Source organism: Micromonospora sp. CPCC 205739, from assembly GCF_036906795.1.
GTDB lineage: Bacteria > Actinomycetota > Actinomycetes > Mycobacteriales > Micromonosporaceae > Micromonospora.
In genome coordinates this window covers 1-16,027 of sequence record NZ_JBAKHS010000019.1, presented here as the reverse complement: position 1 = coordinate 16,027, position 16,027 = coordinate 1, and the positions used below count along the sequence as shown (strand labels likewise).

General features: G+C 75.3%; 12 protein-coding genes. 9 read left to right on the top strand and 3 right to left on the bottom strand.

The window, feature by feature from the left end:
- The first annotated feature begins 133 nt into the window (after positions 1-133).
- Genes iolC through iolD form a run of 4 tightly spaced genes read left to right on the top strand, consistent with a single transcriptional unit; the run spans position 134 to position 4,768 of the window.
- Positions 134-1,117: a 5-dehydro-2-deoxygluconokinase gene (gene iolC, locus V6U88_RS23450; RefSeq protein WP_334456189.1), complete on the top strand. Its 984-nt coding sequence runs from the start codon at positions 134-136 to the stop codon at positions 1,115-1,117.
- Complete coding sequence (locus V6U88_RS23445) at positions 1,114-2,001, top strand: Cgl0159 family (beta/alpha)8-fold protein (protein ID WP_334456188.1); 888 nt, start codon at positions 1,114-1,116, stop codon at positions 1,999-2,001. The genes iolC and V6U88_RS23445 overlap by 4 nt, the downstream gene beginning before the upstream one ends.
- Complete coding sequence (gene iolB, locus V6U88_RS23440) at positions 1,998-2,900, top strand: 5-deoxy-glucuronate isomerase (RefSeq protein WP_334456187.1); 903 nt, start codon at positions 1,998-2,000, stop codon at positions 2,898-2,900. Before V6U88_RS23445 ends, iolB begins: the two co-directional genes overlap by 4 nt.
- A complete protein-coding gene (gene iolD / locus V6U88_RS23435; protein WP_334456185.1) occupies positions 2,900-4,768 on the top strand; it encodes a 3D-(3,5/4)-trihydroxycyclohexane-1,2-dione acylhydrolase (decyclizing) in 1,869 nt (622 codons plus the stop codon). The genes iolB and iolD overlap by 1 nt, the downstream gene beginning before the upstream one ends.
- Before the next feature lie 147 nt (positions 4,769-4,915).
- Here the strand turns inward: iolD and V6U88_RS23430 are convergent, their stop codons facing one another.
- Positions 4,916-7,564 carry a glycoside hydrolase family 3 N-terminal domain-containing protein gene (locus tag V6U88_RS23430; RefSeq protein WP_334456183.1) on the bottom strand — a complete coding sequence of 883 codons (2,649 nt, stop codon included), beginning with the start codon at positions 7,562-7,564 and terminating at the stop codon, positions 4,916-4,918.
- A 285-nt stretch (positions 7,565-7,849) separates the two neighbouring features.
- On the opposite strand from V6U88_RS23430, the gene V6U88_RS23425 reads away from it, so the two are divergent.
- From V6U88_RS23425 to V6U88_RS23415, 3 genes are read left to right on the top strand one after another with little or no spacing between them, the layout of a single operon-like run.
- Positions 7,850-9,208: a hypothetical protein gene (locus V6U88_RS23425; protein ID WP_334456182.1), complete on the top strand. Its 1,359-nt coding sequence runs from the start codon at positions 7,850-7,852 to the stop codon at positions 9,206-9,208.
- A 48-nt stretch (positions 9,209-9,256) separates the two neighbouring features.
- Positions 9,257-10,504: an AAA family ATPase gene (locus V6U88_RS23420; RefSeq protein WP_334456180.1), complete on the top strand. Its 1,248-nt coding sequence runs from the start codon at positions 9,257-9,259 to the stop codon at positions 10,502-10,504.
- The gene (locus V6U88_RS23415; RefSeq protein ID WP_334456178.1) at positions 10,501-11,751 is read left to right on the top strand and encodes a vWA domain-containing protein; all 1,251 of its coding nucleotides are present in this window, start codon (positions 10,501-10,503) and stop codon (positions 11,749-11,751) included. The genes V6U88_RS23420 and V6U88_RS23415 overlap by 4 nt, the downstream gene beginning before the upstream one ends.
- Before the next feature lie 33 nt (positions 11,752-11,784).
- On the opposite strand, the gene V6U88_RS23410 is transcribed toward V6U88_RS23415, so the two are convergent.
- Positions 11,785-12,774 (bottom strand): LacI family DNA-binding transcriptional regulator, encoded by a 990-nt coding sequence (locus V6U88_RS23410; RefSeq protein ID WP_334456177.1) that lies wholly within the window; start codon positions 12,772-12,774, stop codon positions 11,785-11,787.
- 107 nt (positions 12,775-12,881) lie between these two features.
- Here V6U88_RS23410 and V6U88_RS23405 point away from each other — a divergent pair, with 107 nt between their 5' ends.
- Positions 12,882-13,469 carry a CGNR zinc finger domain-containing protein gene (locus V6U88_RS23405; RefSeq protein ID WP_334456176.1) on the top strand — a complete coding sequence of 196 codons (588 nt, stop codon included), beginning with the start codon at positions 12,882-12,884 and terminating at the stop codon, positions 13,467-13,469.
- Between the two features lie 31 nt (positions 13,470-13,500).
- Here the strand turns inward: V6U88_RS23405 and V6U88_RS23400 are convergent, their stop codons facing one another.
- A complete protein-coding gene (locus tag V6U88_RS23400; RefSeq protein ID WP_334456175.1) occupies positions 13,501-14,259 on the bottom strand; it encodes a class I SAM-dependent methyltransferase in 759 nt (252 codons plus the stop codon).
- 169 nt (positions 14,260-14,428) lie between these two features.
- Between V6U88_RS23400 and V6U88_RS23395 the strand changes: the two genes are divergently transcribed.
- Positions 14,429-15,970, top strand: a complete 1,542-nt coding sequence (locus V6U88_RS23395) for a PP2C family protein-serine/threonine phosphatase (protein ID WP_334456174.1) — start codon at positions 14,429-14,431, stop codon at positions 15,968-15,970.
- Positions 15,971-16,027 lie beyond the last annotated feature (57 nt).

The window sequence follows — 16,027 nt, the reverse complement described above, 5'->3', positions numbered from 1 at the left end:
GTCACTGTACCGAAGCGGTCACCGACCGCAGAGGGCGGATGTCATGACAACACATTGACACAACTCGTAGAACGCTGTTACCAATCAGGGACAGGCCGGCGGGCACGGCGTCGCCGGCGGGGGAGGACGCCGCATGCTCGATGTGCTCACCATCGGCCGGGTCGGGGTGGACATCTATCCGTTGCAGATCGGCACGCCGCTGGCCGACGTCGAGACGTTCGGCAAGTTCCTCGGCGGCAGTCCCACCAACGTGGCCGTCGCCGCGAGCCGGCAGGGGCTGCGCGCGGGCGTGATCACCCGCACCGGCGCCGACGCGTTCGGCGCGTACGTCCACCGGGCGCTGCGCGACTTCGGCGTCGACGACAGTCAGGTCCACCCGGTCGACAATCTGCCCACCCCGGTGACCTTCTGCGAGATCTTCCCGCCGGACGACTTCCCGCTCTGGTTCTACCGCACGCCGACCGCCCCCGACCTGCAGATCCGCCCCGAGGAGCTCGACGCCGACGCGATCGCCGCGGCCCGGGTCTTCTGGCTCACCGGCACCGGCCTGTGCCAGCAGCCGAGCCGGGACGCCCACGCCGCCGCGCTGGCCGTCCGCGCCGGGCGCCCGCACACCGTGCTCGACCTGGACTACCGGCCGATGTTCTGGGCCGACCCGGCGGCGGCCACCGCCGCGGTCGCCGAGGCGCTGCCGCAGGTCACCGTCACCGTCGGCAACCTCGACGAGGTGGAGATCGCCGTCGGCACCCGCGACCCCGAACGAGCCGCCGGGCTGCTGCTCGACCGTGGGCCCGAGCTGGCGGTGGTGAAGCTCGGCCCGGCCGGGGTACTGGCCCGGACCCGCACCGAGACCGTCCGGGTGCCGCCGGTGCCGGTGACGGTGGTGAACGGGCTCGGCGCCGGCGACGCGTTCGGCGGCGCGCTCTGTCTGGGGCTGCTGCGCGACTGGCCGCTGGAGCGGACGCTGCGCTTCGCCAACGCCGCCGGCGCCATCGTCGCCTCCCGCCTGGCCTGTTCCGCCGCCATGCCCGATCACGCCGAGACCGAGGCGCTGGCCCGAGCCGCCCAGTCGGAACCGGCGTCGTCGACCGCCGCCGTGGGAGGAGAAGACCGGTGAGCACCGAGTACGACGCGCTGACCCTCACCCGGGCCCACCGGCCACAGGCGATCGCCGAGGCCGCCGCACAGCGGACCCGCCGACCCTGGCCCGACCACGGGCGACCGCTGTTCATCATCGCCGCCGACCACCCCGCCCGCGGTGCCCTCGGCGTCCGGGACCGGCCGATGGCCATGGCCGGACGCGTCGACCTGCTCGACCGGCTGCGCCTGGCGCTGTCCCGGCCCGGCGTCGACGGGGTGCTCGGCACCCCGGACATCCTGGAGGACCTGCTGCTGCTCGGCGCCCTGGAGGACCGCCTGGCCATCGGCTCGATGAACCGCGGCGGCCTCTCCGGCGCCACCTTCGAACTCGACGACCGGTTCACCGCGTACGACGCCGACAGCATCGCCGCGATGCGCTACGACGGCGGCAAGATGCTCTGCCGCATCGACCCGGACGACCCGGCCACCGCCCCCACCCTGCAGGCCTGCGCCCGGGCGGTCACCGCGCTGGCGGCCCACCGGACGGTCGCCCTCGTCGAGCCGCTCTGGGTGGCCCGCACCGACGGCCGGGTGCACGCCGACCTGCGCCCCGAAGCCGTCATCAAGGGCGTCAGCGTCGGCCAGGCGCTCGGCGCCACCTCCGCGTACACCTGGTTGAAGCTGCCGGCGATCGACGAGATGGAGCGGGTCGTCGCCGCGACCACGCTGCCGGTCCTGCTGCTCGGCGGCGACCCGGTGGAGGCACCGGACGCGGTGTACGCGCGGTGGGCCCGGGCGCTGCGGCTGCCCGGCGTGCGCGGCCTGGTGGTCGGCCGGGCGCTGCTCTACCCACCGGACGACGACGTGGCCGCCGCCGTGGACCTGGCCGGGTCGCTGCTGCCCGCCGGGCAGGGGGCGTGAGCGCCCCCGAGGCGCACCTGCCCTGGGGTACGACCGCCCGGGCACCCTGGGCGCTGGAGGTCACCCCCGAGCGGGCCGGCTGGCGCTACGCCGGCCTGCGGGTGCTCACCCTGCCCGCCGGCGGCGCGGTCACCTTCGACACCGGCGACGAGGAGATGCTGGTCCTGCCGCTGGCCGGCGCCGCGACCGTGCACTGCGACGGGGTACGGCTCACCCTGACCGGCCGTCCGTCGGTCTTCGCCGCGGTCACCGACTTCGCCTACCTGCCCCGCGACGCCACGGTGACGGTGCGGGGCGAGGGCCGCTTCGCCCTGCCGTCGGCCCGCGCCACCCGCCGGCTCTCACCCCGCTACGCCGCCGCCCGGGACGTGCCGGTCGAGCTGCGCGGTGCGGGACCGGCCAGCCGCCAGGTCAACAACTTCTGCGCCCCGGAGGCCTTCGACTGCGACCGGCTGGTCGCCGTCGAGGTGCTCACCCCCGGCGGCAACTGGTCGTCCTACCCGCCGCACAAGCACGAGGAGGACCGGACCCACGACGGCGGGCGGGTCGAGGCGGAGCTGGAGGAGATCTACTACTTCGAGGTGGCCGGTGGGGCGCCCGGAGACGCCGGCGGCCCGGTCGGCTACCAGCGCGTCTACGGCACCGCCCGACGGCCGATCGACGTGCTCGCCGAGGTGCGCGGCGGCGACGTGGTGCTCGTCCCGTACGGCTACCACGGCCCGTCGATGGCCGCGCCCGGCTACCACCTCTACTACCTCAACGTGCTGGCCGGTCCCGCCCCGAAGCGGACGATGGCCTGTGTGGACGATCCCCGGCACCACTGGATCCGGGGGAGCTGGGCGGAGCAGCCGGTCGACCCGCGGCTGCCGCTGACCGGCCCGACGACGCGGGAGGCGTGATGCCCCGACTGACGGTGGCGCAGGCGCTGGTGACCTTCCTGGCCCGGCAGTGGTCGGAACGCGACGGGGTGCGGCGGCGGCTGATCCCGGCGTGCTTCGGCATCTTCGGCCACGGCAACGTCGCCGGGATCGGGGAGGCCCTGGCCGGGCCGGCCGGCGCGGAGCTGCCGTACCACCTGTGCCGCACCGAGCAGGGCATGGTGCACACCGCCGCCGCGTACGCCCGGATGACCGACCGGCTCAGCACCCTGGCCTGCACCACCTCGATCGGCCCGGGCGCGACGAACCTGGTCACCGGCGCGGCCGGCGCCACCGTCAACCGGCTGCCGGTGCTGCTGCTCCCCGGCGACATCTTCGCCACCCGGGTGGCCAACCCGGTGCTCCAGGAGCTGGAGGACCCCCGCTCGTACGACGTCAGCGTCACCGACGCGCTGCGGCCGGTCTCCCGCTACTGGGACCGGATCAACCGCCCGGAGCAGTTGCCGGCGGCGCTGCTGGCCGCGATGCGGGTGCTGACCGACCCGGCGGAGACCGGCGCGGTCACCCTCGCCCTGCCGCAGGACGTGCAGGCCGAGGCGTACGACTGGCCGGCGGAGCTGTTCACCGAACGAACCTGGCACGTGCCCCGGCCCCGCCCGGACTCCTCGGCCGTCGCCCGGGCCGCCCGGGCCGTCACGGCGGCGCGGCGGCCGCTGGTGGTGGCCGGCGGCGGGGTGATCTACAGCGGGGCGTGCGACGCGCTGCGCCGCTTCGCCGAGGAACACGGGGTGCCGGTCGCCGAGACGCAGGCCGGCACCGGCGCCCTGCCGCACGGCCACCCGCTCGCGCTCGGCGCCGTCGGGGTCACCGGCACCACCGCCGCCAACGAGATCGCCGCCGGCGCCGACCTGGTGATCGGGGTGGGCACCCGCTACAGCGACTTCACCACCGCCTCCGGCACCCTCTTCGGCGCGGACGCCCGGTTCGTCAACCTCAACGTCACCGGCTTCGACGCCGCGAAGCTCTCCGGCCTGCAGGTCGTCGGGGACGCCCGGGAGAGCCTGGCGGCGCTCGACGCGGCCTGCGCGGGCTGGGGCACCGCGCCGGCGTACCGGGCGTCGGTGGCGGAGCTGACCCAGCGCTGGACGGCCGTGGCCAACCGGGCCCGGCACGCCGACCCCGACGCCCGGCCCACGCAGACCGCCGTGATCGGCGCCGTCAACGACGCCGCCGGGCCGCGCGACGTGGTGGTCTGCGCCGCCGGGTCCATGCCCGGCGACCTGCACCGGCTGTGGCGCAGCGCCGACCCGAAGAGCTACCACGTCGAGTACGGCTACTCGTGCATGGGCTATGAGATCCCCGGCGGGATCGGGGTCAAGCTGGCCGCCCCGGACCGCGAGGTCTTCGTCCTGGTCGGCGACGGCTCCTACCTCATGCTGCCGACCGAGCTGGCCACCGCGGTGGCCGAAGGGGTGAAGCTGGTCGTCGTGCTGGTGGACAACCAGGGTTTCGCCTCGATCGGCCGGCTCTCCGAGAGCGTCGGCGCGCAGCGGCTCGGCACCGCCTACCGCGACCGGACCGGCGGCCGGCTCCCGGTCGACCTGGGCGCCAACGCGGCGAGCCTCGGCGCGGACCTGATCCGGGTGACCACCACGGCGCAGTTGCGGGCCGCGCTGGCGACCGCCCGGGCGGCGGAACGCACCACGGTCGTGCACGTCGAGACCGACCCGTTCGAGGCGGGCCCGGACGGCGGGGCCTGGTGGGACGTGCCGGTCGCCGAGGTCTCCACCACCGCGCAGGCGCGCACCGCCCGGGCCGCGTACGAGGCCGGGCGCAAGGCTCGTCGTACCCACGGCGCGGCGGGCGACCCCGGCGATCCGGGTCCCTGAGCTGCGGGACCTGAACAGGGCCGGACCGCCGTCACCGGCGCGGCCGGCGACGGCGACAGTGGCGGCGGAAGCCGACGCGGGCCCCGGGTGCCGCGTGGGGCGGCACCCGGGGCCCGGCCGGGCGGGTCACCGGCGCGGTCGGCCGGGTCAGGTGGCGACGCGGAGGAACAGCGTGAACGCCCGGACCGGATCGTCGGTGAGCTGGGCGCGCTCGGCCTCGGCGAGCAGGGCGGCCCAGTCCGGCGGGGCGCTTCCCCGGACGACCGCGGACTGGGCGGCCTCACGGGCCACCGCGAGGATCGCGTCGTTGCGCGCGGCGGAGCCCCCACCCGCGGCGAGCTGCCGGCCGAGCGGCCGCAGCACCTCGGGGGCGTTCCGCAGCGAGCCGTCGGCGTCCCAGTTGCCCGGGGCCAGCGCCGTACGCAGCTCCGGCTGTTCGTCGGCCACGGCTGACAGCGCGGACCGGCCGTGGTCGGTCCGCAGTCCCCAGCCGAACGGGTACAGCGGTCGGTAGTCCCGGTCACCGACGTTGATCGGCACCTGCGCCTCGCTGCGCGGCCAGGTCACCGGGAGGCGGCCGGTGAAGGGCCGCCGGCCGAACAGGACATCGGCGACGCCGGCGCCCTCGCTGCCCGGCAGCCACGACGCCACCAGCGCGTCGATCCGGCCGAGCTGGTCCGTCACGATCTGCGGCCGTCCGGAGACCACCAGGACGACGCAGGTCTCGATCTCGGCGCAGACCTTGTCGATCACCGCCTGGTCGGCGGGCTGGAGGCGCAGTGACTTCTCCTCCTGCTGGGGCGTCGAGCACCAGCCGCACTCCGGGCCGCCGACGTCGCCGTACCCCTCGGCGTACGGCGTCTCCCCGACCACGACCACGCCGACGTCGGCGCCCGCCGTGGGCGCCGAGGCGTCCGCGCTGTAGGTGACCCGCGCCTGCGGCGCCACCTGCCGGATGCCCTCCAGGATGGTGGTGCCGGGGATCAGGTCGCCCGACTGGCCCTGCCAGGTGATCGTCCAGCCGCCGGCCTGGTTGCCGATGTCGTCGGCGTTGCGGCCGGCGACGTACAGGTTGGCGTCGCGGCGCAGCGGCAGCGCCCGCCCGGCGTTCTTCAGCAGCACCTGCGACTTCGCCACCGCGTCCCGGGCGGTCGCCCGGTGCGCGGCGCTACCGACCTGGTCGACGTTCGCCGCCGAGGCGTACGGCTGCTCGAAGAGCCCGAGCTCGAACTTCTTGCGCAGGATGCGCCGTACCGCGTCGTCGAGGCGGGCCGGGCTGACCCGCCCGGCGGTCACCTCGGCCAGGAGCAGCTCCTCGAACTGCGGGGCGCTGTTCGGTTCCATGAACATGTCGGTGCCGGCGTTCACGCCGACCCGCACCTTGTACGCGGTCAGGCCGGTGTTGGTCGGCTCGGCCGGGTCGGGGATCTGGTGGATGCCCTCCCAGTCTGAGATCAGGAACCCGTCGAAGCCCAGCCGGCCCTTCAGGAGATCGGTGATCAGCTCGCGGCTGGCGTGCATCTTGGTCGGGTTGCCCAGGCCGTCCTCGGTCCAGTCCACGCTGGAGAAGGAGGGCATCACGCTGCCGACGTCGTGTCGCCGCAGGGCGGGGAGGTAGGGCGAGAGGTCGATCCGGGCGAAGTGGGCCCGGTCGGTCACCGTCACGCCCTGGTCGATGGGGTACCGCTGCTCCCACCACGGCTTGCCCTCGTTGGCGGCCGCGACGGCCTCGTCGTAGTCGGTGTCGCCGTCGCCCGCGTAGTGCTTGGCGGTGGCCAGGACCCGGTCGGCGTCGTCGAGCTGGCCGGCGCGGCGCCCCTGCAGGCCGTCGATGATCCGTGCCATCGGGATGACCAGCGCGGGGTCCTCGCCGAAGCTCTCGTAACTGCGCCCCCACCGCTCGTCGCGGGAGACGCACACGCACGGGGCGAAGTTCCACGGGATGCCCGTGGCCCGCACCTCGGTCGCGGTGGCGTGCCCGATCCGTTCCACCAGGGCAGGGTCGCGGGTGGCCCCGAGGCCGACGTTGTGCGGGAAGATCGTGGCCCCGTACACGTTGCCGTGCCCGTGCACGGCGTCGATGCCGTAGATCATCGGGATCTGCAGTCGGGTGCTCAGCGCCTGGGCCTGGAACTCGTTGACCATGTCGACCCAGGCGGCCGGCGTGTTGGTGGCGGGCGTCGAGCCCCCACCGGAGAGCACGGAACCGAGCCGCCACTGCGCGACCAACGTGGGGTCGGCGGCGACCGCGGCCCGCTCGGCCTGGGTCATCTGGCCGATCTTCTCCTCGACCGTCATCCGGCCGAGGAGGTCGGCGACGCGCCGGTCGACCGGCAACCTCCGGTCGAGGTACGGCAGGCCGTGCGCGTCGATGACCACCAGCGGTTTTCCGGTGACGGTGGAGGTGGTGGAGAGGTTCAGCGGGACGGTCTCCGCCGTCTCGGCCGTCGGGTCGGTGTGGACGGTGAGGTCGACCTGTCGCGCGGTGCCGGACGGGCTGCCGGCCGGGAAGGTCAGCGTGCCGGCGACGGGGGTGTAGTCGGCGTCGGCGGTGGCGGTGCCGCTGCCGGTGGTGTAGCGGACGGTCGTCGGGGCGGCCAACGGCTGCCCGTCGGACGTCGTCACCGAGACGGTGATCCGTGCCCGACCGCCCTCCGCGACGGTGTGGACCGACCGGTCCGCGGCGACGGTGACGGTCCGGGTGGTCGTGGCCGACGCGGACGAGGCCGGCAGCAGCGATGCGGCCAGGACGACGGTGCCGGCGAGTGCGGCGCGGCTGCGCCAACATGGACTCATGTGGGTGCCTCCCTACGGGAGTCGGGCGCCCGTACCCTCCCGGTCCGGACCGCCCTCGTCCCGTAAGGAATCCTTCCCAATTCGATCAGGGGCCGTCAATATTACAGCGCAATAAAAGTCGGCCGTATGCGGGCGGCGTCGCCCGTCGGACCCCCGGCCGTCCACTCCCACCCGGTCCGGGCCGGTGAAATCCCTCGCGATCCTGGTGGGCACAGCGGTAGGCTCCGCGGCGATGATGACCTCTCGTGGCAGATTGGGGGTCCCGTCCGCGCAAGGTGAGTGCTGATGCGCTCCCGAGCCGCGAACGCGGAATCCCGTCTTTCCCTCTGGCGTCGCGTGCGCGAGTTCGCCGTGCCGCCCTCCATGATCGAGTCTGCGACCGCTCGTCGCCGCGCCGGGGACTGGGCCGGCGCGTGTGCGGCCGCGGGCGTCGACGTCGACCTCGACCTGCGGTCCCTGGCCCGTACCCACGGCCGGGAACTCGCGGCACGGGTCCGGTCCGACCTCCGGCAGCTGGCGCCCGACCTGTTGCGCTGGCACCTGCCGAGGATCGCCCCGGACGGGCTGCTGCGCCCCGGCCTGACCGTCGCGCTGGCCCGGTACGAGGTGGCCGGCGCCGCCGTGCACCTGGTGGCCCGCACCCCGCCGGCCTGGGCCGATGCGGGTCAACGGTTCGGCCTCGCGCTGTGGCCCGGATCGGGGGACCGCCGCCATCCGCACCCCCATCCCGACCGCCGATTCCGGCTCGACCTGCACCGCCACCTGTGGGACGCGGGCCGGGCGGGTGAGCTGAGGATCCGGTCGGGGGCGGACCGCCAGCCCGCCGACGCCGGCCCCGCGACCGACCCGTTGGGCGCAGTGCCGCGGGAGCTCGGCTGCGCGGTGGACAGGTGGGCGGCCGAGGCCGCGATCCTGCTCCGCGCCGAGGGGCGGACCGACGGTGCCGTCACCGTCCGACTCGGGGGCCGCCGCCGGCTGGTCCTGCACGGGCTGGCGGGCGGTGCGGGCCTGCGGGTCGAATCGGCAGCCGGCCGGGGCCGTGCCGCCGCGCTGCCGGTGCTGCCGGACGCCGCGACCTGGGTGCCACCCGACCTGGAACTGCTCCGCGACGGGCTGATCGACGTCGACCGGCTGCACCCGCTGGTGGCGTCGGCGCTGGTGACCGGGGACCGGGCGGCCGGGCCGGCACCGGTGCCAGACGGGCGAGGGCAGCCGCGCCTGGTGCAGTGCCGGGGTGCCCGGCACCGGATCGGCCTGGTCGACGGGGTGCTCGCCGCGCTGGACCACGACCCGGCCGAGATCCGCCGCGAGGAGCTGCTGGTCGCGTTGAGCGGTACCCCGCTGCCCTGCCTGCGGGCGATCGACGAGGCGCACCGCCGGCCGGAGTGCCTCGACGACGTCCGGGCCCGCCTGGACCACGGCGACACGGCCGGGGCGCTGGCCACCGTCGAGGGCCTGCTCGGCCCCGACGCGCTGCTGCGGGCCGGTGCGCTGCGCGAGGAGCTGGAGACGGCCGCGCAGCGACGGGTCACGTACGGACTGTTCCGGGCGGGACTGGCCGGACGCGGCCCCGGCCCCGCCGCCTCGGACCGTCGCCGTACCCGTGACCGTCGCTCGCGCCCACGCCACGCCCTTCCGCGCTGAACAGCGCCCCCACCCGCTTCCCGCCGAACCTCCGAAAGGTGATCACGCATGCCCCTGTCGACCGGTACCTCCGTCGCACCCGCCCACACCCCGGCGCTCGACGTCGCCGCCGAACTGCTCGCCCTGCTGGGCGACACCACCACCGAACCGCGCCCCGACCCGCAGTTGGAAGCCCTGACCCTGGCCGTCGCCGCCGACCTGCCCGTACTGCTGTGGGGTGAGCCGGGCATCGGCAAGACGGCCGCCCTGACCCAGCTCGCCGAGGCGCTGGACCTGCCGCTGACCACGGTGATCGCCAGCGTCCACGAGCCGTCCGACTTCTCCGGGTTGCCGGTCGTCGGGGACGACCCCGCCGTACAGGGCGTACCGATGGCCCCGCCGGACTGGGCGGTCCGCCTGGTCCGGGCCGGCCGGGGACTGCTCTTCCTCGACGAGCTGTCCACCGCGCCGCCGGCGGTGCAGGCCGCCCTGCTCCGGCTGGTGCTCGAACGGCGGATCGGCGCCCTGCGACTGCCGCCCGGGGTCCGGATCGTGGCCGCCGCCAATCCGCGCTCCTCGGCCGCGGACGGCTGGGAGCTGAGCCCGCCCCTGGCCAACCGCTTCGTCCATCTCCAGTGGACCCACGACCACGAGGTCGTCGTGCGCGGCCTGGGTGGGACCTGGCCCCGGGCCGCCCTGCCCCGGCTGGACCCGGAGCGGCTGTCGGCGGCCGTCGGCCTCGCCCGCCGCGCGGTGTGCGGGCTGCTGTCCGCCCGCCCGGCGCTCGTACACCGGCTGCCCAGCACCGAGGGCCGCCGGGGCGGACCCTGGCCGTCGCCCCGCAGCTGGGAGATGACCCTGCGCCTGATCGCCTTCGCGACCGCGGCCGACACCTCGCGGGACGTGCTGTCGATGCTGGTTCGCGGCGCGGTGGGGGACGGCCCGGGGCTGGAGCTGCTGGCCTGCATGGACCGGATGGACCTGCCGGACCCGGAGGTGCTGCTGGCCGACCCGGCGACCGCGGTGCTGCCCGAGCGGGGTGATCTGCGCCAGGCCGTGCTGGACGCCGTGGTGGAGGCGGTCCGTCGGCGCCCGGAGCGTTCCCGCTGGGACGCCGCGTGGGCAGTGCTGGTGCGGGCCCTGGACACCGGCGCTCCGGACCTGGTGGTCGTCCCCGCGTCCACCCTCGCCGCCCTGCGCGAGGAGGACTGGGACGTCCCGGCGTCGATCGAGCGGCTCGCCGGCGCGGTGTCGCTGTCCCGGCGCGCCGACGAGGCGGCGGCGCGGGTGGCCGCCGCCGCGGGGACCGGCCGGTGAGCGCCGGCCGCACCGGGGCGCTGGACCTCGACAAGCTCTTCGCCGCCCGGCTGCACGCCGCCCGGGTCCGGCCCTACCTGGCCACGGCGTTGTTCGCCCTGCACGTGGTGGCGTCGAGGCGGGTGCCGACGATGGCCGTGGACGCGCACTGGCGCTGCTACGCCGCACCGGCCTTCGTGGACCGCACCCCGGTGGAGGAGCTCGCCGGGGTGTGGGTCCACGAGGTCTCGCACCTGCTGCGCGACCACCACGGGCGCAGCGACCGGGTGGCGCGGGAGCGGGGCCTGACCGGGCCGGGCGAACGGCTGCGGATGAACATCGCCGCGGACCTCGAGATCAACGACGACGTGTTCGGTGACGGGCTGGCCCGGCCCGAGGGCGCCGTCGAGCCGGGGCACCTGGGGCTGCGCGAGGGGGAGCTGATGGAGGACTACCTGCGCCAGTTCCGGCTCGGTCCCCGTACCCAGGCGTTGGCCTGGTTGGACTGCGGCAGCGGCGCCGACGGGCTGGAGCGGGCGTGGGACCTGGGGCCGGACGGCGCGCACGGGCTCAGCGCGCAGGAACAGGACGCGGTGCGGTTCCGGGTGGCCGAGGGCATCACCGCCCGACCGGGAAGCACGCCGGCGGGTTGGCGACGGTGGGCGCAGGAGGCCTTCCACCCACCGCAGCCGTGGCGGGAGCTGCTGGGCGCGGCGGTGCGCTCGGCGGCCTCCGCACCCGGGGTGGGGGAGAATTACACCTACGGGCGGCCGTCGCGGCGCTCCGCCGCGGTGCCCGGTGCCGTCCTGCCGAGCCTGCGCCGTACGCCCCCTCGGGTCTGCGTGGTGATCGACACGTCCGGCTCGGTCAGCGACGCCGAGCTGGGCAGCGCGCTGCTGGAGGTCGCCGCGATCTCGCGGGCCGTGGGCGGGCGTCGCGACCTCGTCAGCGTGCTGCCGTGCGACGCGGCGGCCCGGGTCGTGCATCCGCTGTGCCGGGCCGAGGACATCCCGCTGCTCGGCGGCGGCGGAACCGACCTGCGGACGGGCTTCACCCGGGCGCTGCGGGCCCGGCCCCGACCGGACGTCGTCGTGGTGCTGACCGACGGGCAGACGCCCTGGCCCGCCTCGCGGCCGCCGTGCCGGACGGTGGTGGGGCTCTTTCCCCGGGTCGGCTCGTGGGACGAGGACGACCCCGACTACGTGCCGACCTCGCCGCCCGGGTGGGCGCGGGTGGTGACCATCGGTTCCACTCCCGCCGCTCGCTGAGCCGGCCACGCACCGCGGCGGGTGGCCGGAGGTTCAGCCGGCGGGCGCGGTGCTCTCCCGGGGCACCACGGTGTGCGGCGCGACCACCCTCGCGGGCCCGGCGTCCCGCCGGGCGATCCGGGAGATGATCCGGTCCACCGCCTCGCGGGCGATGAAGGCGGTGTCGGCGGAGACCGTGCTCAGGGTGGGCCGGGCGTAGCGGCCCTCCTCGCTGTCGCCGATGCCGATGACCGCGACGTCCTGCGGCACGCGCAGCCCGGCGTCGACGGCGGCGCGCAGGGCCCCGATCGCCAACAGGTCCGAGTAGCAGAGCAGGGCGTCCGGCCGTTGCTCGTGCGCCAGCAGGGTGCGGGCGGCCTGGTAGCCCTCCGCGCGCCGGTGGGGCAGCGCGGGTTGGAGGTAGCCGGACGGCGGTGCCAGCCCCGCCCGGCGCAGGGCGCGCCGGTAGCCGATGGTGTACCGCTGGGCAGCGGCGGGGGAGCGCCGCGGGCGGACGCCGATCGCCGCGATGCGCCGCCGCCCGGTGTGCAGCAGGTGCGCGGACGCGTCCTCCGCGGCCCGGGCGTGGTCGATGGCGACGCGGTCGCAGCGCCCGCCGGGAGCCCCGCCGAGCAGGACCAGAGGCGGACCCGTCGACTGCCCGTCGATCAGCCCGGGTGGGGCGACGTCGGCGGCCAGCAGGACGCCGTCCACCGGCACCGGGCGGGCGTCGCCCGCCGCGACGCGGCGGCTGTGCTCGATGACGACGCGGTAGCCCCGGCGCTCGGCGCTGGCCACGACCTCACGGGCCAGCTCGTCGAAACGCGGGACGTCGAACCCGGGTACGACGAGCGCGAGCAGGCCGGTGCGACCGGCGCGCAGGTTCCGCGCGGCCAGGTTCGGGCGGTAGCCGAGTTCGTCGACGGCCGCCTGGACGCGGCGGCGCAGCTCGTCGCTGACGTACGGGTAGCCGTTGACGACGTTCGAGACCGACTTCACCGACACCCCGGCGAACTCCGCGACGTCCTTGAGCGTGGCGACCACGACGCCTCCTACACCGGCCAACGGGTTTCGGTGGTGTACTTCGCACCCTCGCAGAACCAGTCACACCTGTCAAGGAAGTACGCTGGTGTGAACTTCAGGAGGTCCCCGTGAGCGACGACGCAGCCGTGCCTCCCGCCGTCCGGCTCGTGCGGGACTTCGTCAACACCTTCGAGCCGCAGATCGACGAGGAGTCGCTGAGCACGCCCGACCGGCTCCGCGACTGGCTCGTCGAGCGGCGGCTCGTGCCGGCGGACGCGCGGCTGACGGCGACGGATCTGCGGGTGGCGACGACGGTCCGGGAAGGTCTGCGCGCGGTGCTCGAGGGCCACGCCGGCCACCCCGTCGACCCGGACGCGCGGGAGGGCCTCAACCGGGTCCTGGCGGAGTTTCCCGTCCGGCTGAGCTTCGCCGACGACGGCCACCGGCTCGCCGCGACCCGCGACGCCCCCCTCGACGAGGCGCTGGCCCGGCTGCTCGACGCCGTTCGGAGCTGCGCGGAGGAGCAGACCTGGACCCGGCTCAAGGTGTGCGCCCGGGACACGTGTCGCTGGGCGTTCTACGACGCCTCCCGCAACCAGGCCCGCCGGTGGTGCTCCATGGCGGGCTGCGGCAACCACATCAAGATGAAGCGCGCCTACGCCGCCCGGAAGAGCCGGGCCGCCGGAGGTGCGTCGGAGCCCGCCCGAAAGCGGTAGGCCGCGCACCCCGGCGGTCTCCCGGGCCCGCTCAGGCGATGGCGGCCACGGCGGCGTCGGCCCCGTTGCGCCAGAGCACCCCGGCCTCGCGGAAGCCGGCGGCGCGCAGCCCGTCCAGGTGCCACTGCGTCGCCGGGGTCCACTCGGGACTGTGGCCGGTGGGGTAGACCTGCCGCCGCTTCTCCACCAGGGGTCCGAGGGTCGGATCGGCGGCGGCCTGCTCCCACCAGCCGGCCCAGGACGCGGCGGCGCCGGCGGCGTGCCGGGCCGTACGTCGCTGCCGGGCGCGCGCGGTCAATTGCGCGGTGAGGGCCGGCAGGGCGTCGTCGGGCATGTGGTCGGCGTTGACGAACACCCCGCCGGGTCGCAGACAGTCGTGGATCTCGCGGTACAGCTCGGCGAGGCGGGGGCCGTCGAGCCAGTGCAGGGCGGTCGCGGTGAGCACCGCGTCGTACTCGCGGTGGGGAAGTGCGGCGGTCCACTCGGGGCGGTTGAGGTCGGTGGCGACGATGGTGGCCCGGCCGGACAGGGACGCCTCGGCGAGGGTGAGCAGGACCGGGTCCAGGTCGACCAGGGTGACCTGCGCCCCGGGGCGCCGGGCCAGGGCGCGCAGGCTGATCGAGCCGGTGCCGCCGGCCAGGTCCAGCAGTCGCAGCGGCCCGTCACCGGTCACGGCGTCGGCGGCGTCGAGCAGCGCGGCGAAGCGGTGTTCCCGGTCCGGCAGGTACGCCTCCTGCTGCCGGTCCCAGCTCTCCTGCCACGCCTCGGCCTCAATAACGTAAGGAGTCATGCCCGAGACGATAGTTACCGGGTCGGTCGGAGTCGAGGGTTCTTCGCCCCTTGTTGCAAAAGATTGGCAACAAGGGGTGGCGGGTTGACGGGGATGCATGCCGGGATGTCGTGGTCCGCGGGACCGTCGGGCACTGCTGCCCGCGACGAGGGATCGTTAGGCTGCTCGCATGGCAGACGAGGGCATGCGGGCCGCGCATGCCGAGACGGACGACCTCGTCGTGTCGGCGGTGCGGCAGGTGCTGGCGGAGATCCCGGCCGGGTGCACCTGGCTGCTGCCCGTCATGCAGGACGGTGACGTCGTGGACTTCCGCGTCGCCGCCACCAGCGACCAGGGCCGCGACGTCTACGGGCGGGGGACCGGCCGGGTGGGCGGGCTGCTCAGCGTCCTCTATCCCAGCATGGTCGGCGGCCCGCTGTGGCAGGCGTACCACCAGGTGCTCGGCACCGGTGCGCCGATCCGGTTGCCGGACTTCCGCTACGAGGGCAAGCAGGCCGGCGTGGTGGCCGACGCGCTGTTCGACATCAGCGTGCACCGGGTGCTCGGCGGCCTGCTGGTGTGGTGGCAGCGGCTGGACGAGCACCAGCGGCGGCTGGAGCGCACCGAGCTGCTGGGCAGCCTCGGCTGGGCCGAGTACGACCTGATCACCGGCCGCAGCGAGTGGTCGCCCGGCATGTACCGGATCTTCGACCGCGACCCGGCGCTGGGGCCGCTGTCCCGGGCCGAGCAGTCCGCGGCCATCGTCGCTGAGGACCACGGGTTGCGGGAGGCCGCCTGGCAGACCCTGGACAGCGGGGCGACCTCGGACGTCACGGTGCGGTTCCGGACCGGCCCCTCGGTGAAGTACCTGCGCATCCTCTCCGAGGTCGCCCGGGACTCCGACGGCGCCCCGGTGAAGATCTACGCCGTGGTGCAGGACGTGACCGCGCGGGTGGACTCGCGTACCGCCATCGAACGGCTCAGCGACCAGCTGCACACCCGGGAGATGACCGCGCTGGCGGAGCACCGCCTCGCCGGGCAGTTGCAGAACCTGATCCAGCCGGTGCCCCGCGAGCCCTTCCGGCTGACCGGCCTCGAGGTGCTGGTCGGGTACCTGCCAGCGGAGAGCGCGGTGCAGGTCGGCGGCGACTGGTACCACGCGCAGACGATGCCGGACGGCCTGGTCGTCCTCGCGGTCGGTGACGTCGCCGGGCACGGCCTGGAGGCGGCCAGCGGCATGGCGCACCTGCGCTTCGCCCTGGTCGCGTGGCTGTCGATCGGCATCCGGGACCCGGGAGAGCTGCTCGGGCACATGAACCGGCTCTGCGCGCAGCTCGCGATCACCGCGACCGCGGTGATCGCCGTCTACGAGCCGGCGACCCGCTCGCTGTGCTGGGCCCGCGCGGGCCACATGGCCCCGCTGCTGGCCCGCGCGGGGACGACCGCCGAGCTAGACCGGCCCGCGGGAATGCTGCTGGGCGCCGACACCGCCGCGGCCTATCCCGCCGTCGTCGCGCGGCTGCGCGGCGACGACCTGCTGCTGTTCTACACCGACGGGCTGGTGGAACGGCGGGTCGGCGACGCGGTGGACCTGCTCGGCCCGGTGATGCGGACGCTGTCGGACCTCTCCCGCGAGCCCGGGGAGCGGACCCTGCCACGGCTGCGCGAGGCGCTGCACCGGCCCAGCCCGGAGGACGACACCTGCACGCTGGCCGTCCGCGTACTGCCCTGACAGTGAGGATGTAGGAGCGGTCACCCGGCTGTCTGACCCTTGCCCTGACCGACGGTT

Coding starts and splice junctions, on each gene's coding strand:
- V6U88_RS23395 (WP_334456174.1), top strand. CDS start 14,429: ATGGCAGACGAGGGCATGCGGGCCGCGCATGCCGAGACGGACGACCTC.
- V6U88_RS23430 (WP_334456183.1), bottom strand. CDS start 7,564: ATGAGTCCATGTTGGCGCAGCCGCGCCGCACTCGCCGGCACCGTCGTC.
- iolC (WP_334456189.1), top strand. CDS start 134: ATGCTCGATGTGCTCACCATCGGCCGGGTCGGGGTGGACATCTATCCG.
- V6U88_RS23420 (WP_334456180.1), top strand. CDS start 9,257: ATGCCCCTGTCGACCGGTACCTCCGTCGCACCCGCCCACACCCCGGCG.
- V6U88_RS23400 (WP_334456175.1), bottom strand. CDS start 14,259: ATGACTCCTTACGTTATTGAGGCCGAGGCGTGGCAGGAGAGCTGGGAC.
- V6U88_RS23425 (WP_334456182.1), top strand. CDS start 7,850: ATGCGCTCCCGAGCCGCGAACGCGGAATCCCGTCTTTCCCTCTGGCGT.
- iolD (WP_334456185.1), top strand. CDS start 2,900: ATGCCCCGACTGACGGTGGCGCAGGCGCTGGTGACCTTCCTGGCCCGG.